The sequence below is a fragment of the Amycolatopsis sp. CA-230715 genome, from assembly GCF_018736145.1.
GTDB lineage: Bacteria > Actinomycetota > Actinomycetes > Mycobacteriales > Pseudonocardiaceae > Amycolatopsis.
The window spans coordinates 3,417,808-3,425,782 of the sequence record NZ_CP059997.1 but is presented as its reverse complement, the minus strand read 5'-3'; the positions used below and the strand labels follow the sequence as shown (position 1 = coordinate 3,425,782).

Sequence of the window (7,975 nt, the reverse complement as noted above, 5' to 3'; positions counted from 1 at the left end):
GGCGATCCACGGCTCGCGCGGGATTTCGTCATCCGTCGACAGTCCGTTGTGGACGGACGCTTGGCTCAGTCGTCGGCGAACGACCTCAGGTAGGCGCCGGTCGGGGTGCCGAGCCCGGTCTCGGTGTCGAACCCTGGCCCGACCTCGGGAGGTCGGTATTCGCCGGTCGGCCCCGACAGCTGGGTGGCGAGGAAGTGGTGCAGCTCAGGGGTTTTTCCGCCGTCGGGGTTCGAGCGGTAGACCACCGCGGTCGCGGCTTCGCCGTTCGGCAGCCGGTAAGCCGTCACGTCCCGAAAAGCGGGAGTCCCCGCCCGCTTGTACAGCACCGGGTTGGCGAAGCCGAACCGCTTGCCGCCGTTCGCCTGCTGCGCGAGTGCCTGCACACCGGCGAACAACGGGGTGGACAGGCTGGTTCCGCCGAAGGTGCGCTCGACGTAGTGCCACGTGCCGGGATCCGTGGTCGGTGAGCCGTCCAGCGGGGTGCCGCCGACCACCATGCCGGTCGCCGGGTCCGCGTCGAAGGCGACGTCGGGGCCGACCCGGCTGCGCTTCCCGTCCGGGGTGGCGGCGTAACGGTCCGGGACGACACCGCGCTGGTACCACGGTTGCGGCCGTCCGGTGGTCCGGCCACCGCCGGTGCCTCCGTCGCTTTCCGGCTGTTCCCAGGACTTTCCGTCCTTGGAGAGCTGGCTGACCGGGGTGCCCCAGCCGGTTTCCCACACCCGCTCGCCGTTCTTGCCGATCGCCACGGAAGTGCCGCCGACCGCGGTCACCCAGCTGCTGCCCGCGTAGCCGTTCAGCCAATCGCCGCCGGTGTCATTCGGCTGGAAACCACCATCACCGGTGCAGAAGTAGAACCCGACACCCTGCAACGCACCTTCCTGGAAAATCTGGTCGAAGGCCTTCCGCAGCCCCGGCGGGGGATCGTTCGCCAGCGACGCCGACACGATGCTCGCGTCCGTCCGGTCCAGGGCGTAGCTGAGGCTCGCCAGCAGATTTCCGCCCTGCGCGGTGGATTCCCCGATGGCGACGATGTTCGCGTCCGGCGCGATGCCGTGCACCGACTCGGTGTCGATGCTCGCTTCGATCATCGCGGCGTACCCGCCGTCGCCGGGTTCTTCCGGCGGCGAGCCGTCCGGCGACGGCACCCTGGTGAGCTGCCCCGGCCGGAGCCGTTGCGTGCCGACGCGGTCCGACCAAGTGTTGATGTCCCGTTCGAGGGTGTCCATCGACGACGACACCACGGCGACGGTTTGCCCGGCGCCGGTGGCCCCCGACTTGTCCAGGCCGTAAGCGTGCCGCAGCTGCTTCGGCGTGTACCCGCACGGCTTCACCGGCGGAGCCGCACCGTTCACCTTGGGCAACCCGGTCGCGGGCAGCTGGCCCCAGTACCGCGAGCACTGCTCGGCCGTCCCGGCGTTGACGTGCGGACGGCGCTCCTGCGCGGTCTTGCCACCGTCCCGCACGAGGATGGGGCTCTGCCCGACACCCAGCACCAGATCGCCCAATCCGGCTGGCACGCTCAGATCGGTGGGCGGTGCCAGGTAGTGGCCCTTCATCCCGCTCTCGGGCGGGAACACGTAGTTGTGGAAGGTCACCGCGAAGGCGGTGTTCAGCTGCCCGATCGTGCCGGTCACCCTCAGGTGCCGCCAATCCGGCTCCGTCACGCTCAACCCGGCCCCGGTCAGCCAGGCGCGGACGCGATCGACCTGCGCGCGGTCGAGCCGGGTGGTGTCGCGGACCCGGTCCGCCCCGAGGAACCGGCCATAGCCGGGACCGTCCGGATCGGACACCTCCTTCGCCCTGCGGGCCAGTGCTTCCGGGTCCTTGACCGCGAGGTAGATGGTCTCCGACGCCGGAGTGTCCACCGGGACCGGGCCCTTGTCGACGATCCCCCACGCCATTTTGGTGCCGGCTAGCGGCACCCGGTCGTGCGCGGCCGCTGTTCCCGCGGTGGTGAGTGTCAGCGCGCTGACTACCGTGACTGCCCACCGGAATCTCATCGCTCCTCCTCGAAGGCACTGGCTGGTTCGGGAGGAACAGTACGGTCGGCTGTGCAGTGTTTTCGCAAGGCGATCACTTGCGAAAACTTTATGTGGCCTGCGTTTCGCGCGGCCCGCATGTGATTCGGTTTCCCGTTTCGCCAAAAAGGGGTGGCCGAATAGGCATATCGAACTCGCCGGGTGTGAACGGAGTTCGTTCTCATGGTCGGACTGAAGAAAGCGGCGATCGTGGGACTTGCTTCCGCGGCTCTGGTCGCGGTAGGTGCGGCACCCGCCTATGCGATCAACGAGATCAACGTCGCTGAATGCAACTTCGAGCAGGGCGACTACTTCACCATCTACGACAACGATGCCGGTCCGAAGATTCACCGGTGCTTCGCGAATTCCGGTCAAATGGAGGTCAACGCCGGCCATTTCGGTGGTTTTCATTCCGGCAACAACGCGGGCTGGTTCGAATACGAGCCGGGGGACGGGTATCGCTACCGGCACACCTTCGGCAAATTCGAGTCCAGGGATGTCAACTACAAGTTCATCGGGCCCCTGCACATCGATTGAGCTGTGCCGGTCCTCCCGCGCCACTTCCCGAAATCAGGAGACACGCCCTGTACGGCGCCGAAGGACCAGCCACCGCCCGGCGAGGCCGATGGCGAACATGAGTGCCCCGGCGGCCACCGATGCCCACGGCAACGTGGCCACCAGTGCGACACAGCCGAAGACGCCGAGGGCGTTGAGCCAGCGCGGCCAGCGACGCTGGTCGGCGGGCTGGGTGTACGCGGAGGCGTTGGCGATGGCGTAGTAGACGAGCACGCCGAAGGACGAAAACCCGATCACGCCGCGCAAGTCGAGGGTGAGCACGAGGGCGGAGACCACGACGGCGAGCGCGGCTTCGGCGTGGTGCGGCACCTTGAACCGGGGGTGCACGGCGGCCAGCCAGGTGGGCAGGTCGCGGTTGCGTGCCATGGCGAGGCCGGTGCGGCCGATGCCCGCGATGAGTGCCAGCAGCGCACCGAGGCTCGCTACCGCACCGCCGATGCGCACGACGGGTTCGAGACCGCCCGCACCGGCTGCGCGGATGGCTTCCGACAACGGAGCTGCCGCGGCGGCGAGCCGGTCGGGACCGGCGGCGAGCAGCGCGGCGACGCCGACGACGAGGTAAAGCGCGACCGCGATGGCCAACGCGGTGGTGATCGCGCGCGGGATGGTACGCCGCGGATCGGTGACCTCCTCGCCCATGGTGGCGATGCGGGCGAACCCCGCGAAGGCGAAGAACAGCAGCCCGGCGGCCTGCAGCGTGCCGTACACGCCACCGCGGGTGAGGTCCGCCCAGCCGCCGAGGTTCGCGGCGGTGGCGCCCCCGCCGGTCGCGATGCCGAGCACGACCACGGCCAGCGCGAGCAGGGTGAGGCCGACCAGCACGCGCGTGAGGATCGCGGTCTTGGTCACGCCCCGGTAGTTCAGCGCCGCGAGCGCGAGCACCCCGGCGACGGCGACCACCCGCTGTGCCCACCACGGACCGGGTACCGCGTAGCTCGCGAAGGTCAACGCCATCGCCGCGCACGAGGCGGTCTTGCCGATCACGAAGCCCCATCCGGCGGTGAACCCCCACCAGTGCCCGAGGCGTTCGCGGCCGTAGACGTAGGTGCCGCCCGAAAGCGGGTACACCGCCGCGAGCTGCGCGGACGCCGTCGCGTTGCAGTAGGCGATCACCGCCGCGATTGCCAGGCCGATCAGCATTCCGGTGCCCGCCGCCCGCGTCGCGGGCCCGAACACCGCGAACACGCCCGCCCCGACCATCGAGCCGAGCCCGATGACCACGGCGTCGGCCGTGCCGAGCCGACGGCTCAAGTCTGGTGAGTTCATCTCGTCCGTTCCGCAGTCGGGAATGCCGGGCGTCACCCTACGTGCCGAAGGTTTCCAAGCGGTGACGTCGCGGGTTGCCCGCGCAGTCTTTTTTGGCTGGCTGTGCGTCCCGGAACGAGCGGAACGAATTGTGGCGCCGGTATCGGTCACGACAGGCTTTTCGCCACTACTACTGGGAAATTTTGCTGAAAGGGTGTGTTCGACCATGCGCAAGATCGTGATGGCCGCCGTGCTCGCCGGTGCCGCGGTGGCGATGGGTGCTCCGTCGGCCTCGGCGGCTGAGTCCTACCCCGCGGGGGTTTACCCGAACGGACCGGCCGCCGAGGCCGCGTGCGCGAAGGGGATTCAGGACGGGCGGTGGAAGGCTTGCAGCTACACCTTCGTGGCGGGTGGCCAAGCGGTGCTCTGGGTCGTCGTCTGATCCACTGGATCGAGCGTCGGGGCGGGCCATCATAGCGGTGCGCACCGACGACAAGACCCGTTCCAGGCGAGACGGGCCGAGTTGTCCACAACCGCGCGGCAGTGTGGAGAACTCGGCCCCTCGACCCGCTTTCGCGCCCCGCTCGCACCGGGCCCCGGTAGACTGGGCTGGGGCAGCCCCCCGGGATCGGGTGGGGGATTGGCTCCAGTAAAGGAAATCCTCCCCACGCTCCGGGCCGCGCCGTCCACGTCCGTCAGCGGTGATCCGACCAGGCCGCCCACAGCGTCGCGTACCGCCCGCCCGACGCCACGAGTTCGTCGTGCGTGCCGGTTTCCACCACGCGCCCGGCGTCGAGCACGACGACCCGGTCCGCGCCCGCGGCCTGCGTCAGCCGGTGCGCCACCACCAACCCGGTCCGGCCCGAAAGCGCGGCGTCCGCGGCCTTTTCGAGCACTTTGGATCCGGCGCTGCCCGCTTCGGCGGTCGCTTCGTCGAGGATCGCGATCGGCGGATCGGTCAGCACGAGCCTCGCCAGCGCGAGCTGCTGCGACTGCGTGACGGTCAACCGGTGCCCGCCGTCGCCGACCACAGTGGACAGTCCATCCGGGAGCGCGCGCACCCAGTCCGAGGCTCCGACGCGGTCCAGCGCACCGTGCAACTCGGACTCCGTGGCGTCGGCTTTCGCCAGCCGGAGGTCCTCGGCCAGGGGCCCGGCGAAGACGTGCACCTCTTGGCTGATCAGGGAAACGGTCTCCCGCACCCCCGACGGCCCCAGCTCCGCCACATCGACGCCGCCGAGCGTGATCGACCCCGCCGACGGGTGGTGGATCCCGGCGATCAGCTTCGCCAGTGTGGTCTTCCCCGCCCCGCTCGCTCCGACCAGCGCGACCCGCTCACCGGGCGCGACCTCCAGGTCCACCCCGTGCAGCACCTCGTGTCCGTCCACATAGGAGTGTCCGAGTCCCGCGGTCTTGATCGACGAGTCGACCGGCACGGCGGGCCGCGAGGGTTCTCGCGCCGGAGGCAGATCCGAGACGCCGATGAGCCGCGACAGGCTCGCGTTCGCGGACTGCGCGTCGTCGACGAGCGCGAGCGCGGCGTTGATCGGGTTGAACAGGCTGTGGAAGTACAGCGCGGCCGCCGTCGCGGTGCCGATCGTCGCGCTGCCGTCGCGCACCAGCCAGAACCCGGTCACCAGCACCGCGCCCAGCCCGACCAGCTCGGCCAGGTTGAGCCTGCTGAAGAACCGCGTCACCAGCCGGATCCCCCGCAGCGCGAGATCGACGGCGGCGCCGGAACGCGCCCGCACCCGGTCGACGTGCTCGTCGGCGAGCCGGAACGCGCGCACCGTCGGCGCCCCGCCCACGGTGTCCAAAAGCTGTTGCTGCTGCTCGCCGACGGCCACCCGCTGCTTCGCGTAGAGCGGCACCGCGCGGCGCAGGTACCAGCGCACGGTGCCCAGCTGGATCGGCGCCGCCAGCAGCGCGGCGATCAGGAACCGCCAGTCCAGGACCGCCAGCCCGCCCAGCGTCAGCACGATCGTCAGTGCCGACCTGCCCAGTTCCGGCAGCGCTTCGCGAACGCCGTCGGCGATCACCGAGACATCGTTCGTCACGCGGGCGGTCAGATCGCCCGACCCCGCTTTTTCGACCTGTTCCAACGGAAGGCCCAGCGCCCGCTCGACGAACTTCTCCCGCAGATCGGCGAGCATGCCCTCGCCGAGCCGCGCGATGAGCGAGGTCCCGATCGCGGTCGCGGTGCCCTGCCCGATCGCGACGAGCGCGATCAGCAGCACCGGCAGCGTCACCGCCTCCGCGAGACGACGCTGCGCCACCAGGTCGACGATGTGCCCGAGCAGGGGCGCGGTGAGCAGGCCGATCCCGGTCGCGGCCACCACGAACGCGAACGCGCACAGCGCGAGCCATCGCCGCGGGCGCACCAGCTCACCGAGGACGGCTCGTGTCCGGGCCCAGGTCGCGGTGGGGAGCAGTTCACTCACGACAGCACCGCCGCCCGGTAGGAAGCGTTGTCCCGCACCAGATCCGGATGCCTCCCGTGCGCCGAAACGGTGCCGCCGTCGAGCACGACCACCCGATCCGTCACGGCCAGCAGCGCCGGGCTCGTGGTGACCACAATGGTGGTCCGGCCCCGGCGCACTTCCGCGATCTTGCCCGCGATCTTCGCTTCGGTGACCGCGTCGACCGCGGTCGTCGGATCGTGCACGAGCAGCACCGGCGGATCCGCGGCGAGGGCGCGCGCGAGCGCCACGCGCTGGCGCTGCCCGCCCGAAAGCGAGCGCCCGCGTTCGGTGAGGATGGTCTCCGCCCCGTCCGGCAGCGTCGCGGCGACCTCGTCCGCGTTCGCCGCGGCCATCGCGCGTTCCACGGCGGGGCCGCCAGCGCGGACATTGTCCAAAAGGGACCCCTCGAACAGGTCCGCGTCGTGCGCGGCGACCAAAATCGCGCGCCGCACTTCGTCGGGGTCCACAGTGGACAAAGACGTACCGTCGATCGCCACGGTGCCCGAGGCCGGGTCGAACTCGCGGCCAAGTGCGCCGAGCAGATCGCGGGCGACCGCCGGGTCCGGAGCCACGACGCCGACCAGTTCCCCCGGCGAGACCTCCAGGCTCAGCTCACGCAGATTTTCGTGCGACAGCCCCGAAATCCGGATCGAACCCGGCACTTCCGAGGGCAGCTTCCCGTCGCCGCCGGGCACCGCGGGCGGCGCGGCCAGCACACCGGCGACCCGGCCCGCCGACGCCCGCGCCTGTGCGACACCGGCGTTCACGCGCCCGAAGATCTGGAACGGGGTGAGCAGGAACTGCGCGAGCCCCACCGCGGCGACGAGATCGCCGACGCTGATGTCACCCGAGGCGGCCAGCCTCCCGCCCACCAGTGCGACGAGCGCGATGAACACTCCGGTGAGCGCCAGGATCGCGCCGTCGTGCCACGATTTCGCCCGCGCCGCCCGCAAAGTCGCCTTCAGCGAGTCCCGGCTGGTCCGGCGGTAGCGCGCGACCGCGCGCGGCTCGGCGCCGATGCCCTTCAGCACGCGCAACCCGCTCACCAGGTCCGCCGCGACCCCGGACGCGTACGCGGCGCGTTCCTGCTCGACATCGCTTCGCCGTTCCAGCGGACGGCCGATGAAATGCGCCAATACCAACAGGGGCGGCGTGCCCAGCAGGACGAGCAGACCGAGCGGAACCGACATTTGCAGCAGTGAAACCGCGCTGACCAGCAATCCGGCGAGCCCGGCGAGTCCAAAGGGGAGGATCAGGTTCACCGCGCCGACCCGTTTCGCGTCCGACGTCGCGATGTTCGCGAGTTCCCCCGCGAGCCGCCCCTTCGCCGCGCCGCCCCGCGAGTCGAGTACGCGTTCGGACACCCGCACCCGCAGGTCGTGCGCCGCCGTTTCCGCGGCCCGCTCGGCGAAGCGCGCGCCGAACCGGTAGCACGACGAGAGCGCGGCGAACAGCACCGCGAGGATCGCGATCCAGCGCAGCAGCGCCGTCGCGGACCCGGTCGCCACCGCTTCGTCGATCGTCCTGCCGATCACCACCGGCACCAGCGCTTCGAAGCCCTGATGCCCGGCGATCAACAGCGCGGCGATCCCGACGGTGCCGCGCTTGCTCGTGATCGCCCCGCGCAGCACGCTGCCGGGGGTGGGAAGCGCGGCAGCAGGCACGGTGAGA

Annotated in this window: 6 protein-coding genes; 2 read left to right on the top strand and 4 right to left on the bottom strand. The window is 70.6% G+C overall.

Going from position 1 to position 7,975, the window contains the following annotated elements:
- Nucleotides 1-65 precede the first annotated feature (65 nt).
- Entirely contained in the window at nt 66-2,003 is a 1,938-nt protein-coding gene (locus HUW46_RS15995) for a S53 family peptidase (RefSeq protein WP_215548028.1), read from the bottom strand.
- Nucleotides 2,004-2,204: 201 nt separating this feature from the next.
- Between HUW46_RS15995 and HUW46_RS15990 the strand changes: the two genes are divergently transcribed.
- Nucleotides 2,205-2,558: a beta/gamma crystallin domain-containing protein gene (locus HUW46_RS15990; RefSeq protein ID WP_215548027.1), complete on the top strand. Its 354-nt coding sequence runs from the start codon at nt 2,205-2,207 to the stop codon at nt 2,556-2,558.
- A 33-nt stretch (nt 2,559-2,591) separates the two neighbouring features.
- On the opposite strand, the gene HUW46_RS15985 is transcribed toward HUW46_RS15990, so the two are convergent.
- A complete protein-coding gene (locus tag HUW46_RS15985; protein ID WP_215548026.1) occupies nt 2,592-3,863 on the bottom strand; it encodes an APC family permease in 1,272 nt (423 codons plus the stop codon).
- A 205-nt stretch (nt 3,864-4,068) separates the two neighbouring features.
- Between HUW46_RS15985 and HUW46_RS15980 the strand changes: the two genes are divergently transcribed.
- Complete coding sequence (locus HUW46_RS15980) at nt 4,069-4,284, top strand: hypothetical protein (protein ID WP_215548025.1); 216 nt, start codon at nt 4,069-4,071, stop codon at nt 4,282-4,284.
- Nucleotides 4,285-4,537: 253 nt separating this feature from the next.
- On the opposite strand, the gene HUW46_RS15975 is transcribed toward HUW46_RS15980, so the two are convergent.
- Entirely contained in the window at nt 4,538-6,283 is a 1,746-nt protein-coding gene (locus tag HUW46_RS15975) for an ABC transporter ATP-binding protein (protein ID WP_215548024.1), read from the bottom strand.
- Nucleotides 6,280-7,968, bottom strand: a complete 1,689-nt coding sequence (locus HUW46_RS15970; RefSeq protein ID WP_215548023.1) for an ABC transporter ATP-binding protein — start codon at nt 7,966-7,968, stop codon at nt 6,280-6,282. The genes HUW46_RS15975 and HUW46_RS15970 overlap by 4 nt, the downstream gene beginning before the upstream one ends.
- Between the last annotated feature and the right edge of the window lie 7 nt (nt 7,969-7,975).

What these genes read in the sequence shown, in the direction of transcription:
- HUW46_RS15995 (WP_215548028.1), bottom strand. Translation starts at nt 2,003, where the DNA reads ATGAGATTCCGGTGGGCAGTCACGGTAGTCAGCGCGCTGACACTCACC.
- HUW46_RS15990 (WP_215548027.1), top strand. Translation starts at nt 2,205, where the DNA reads ATGGTCGGACTGAAGAAAGCGGCGATCGTGGGACTTGCTTCCGCGGCT.
- HUW46_RS15985 (WP_215548026.1), bottom strand. Translation starts at nt 3,863, where the DNA reads ATGAACTCACCAGACTTGAGCCGTCGGCTCGGCACGGCCGACGCCGTG.
- HUW46_RS15980 (WP_215548025.1), top strand. Translation starts at nt 4,069, where the DNA reads ATGCGCAAGATCGTGATGGCCGCCGTGCTCGCCGGTGCCGCGGTGGCG.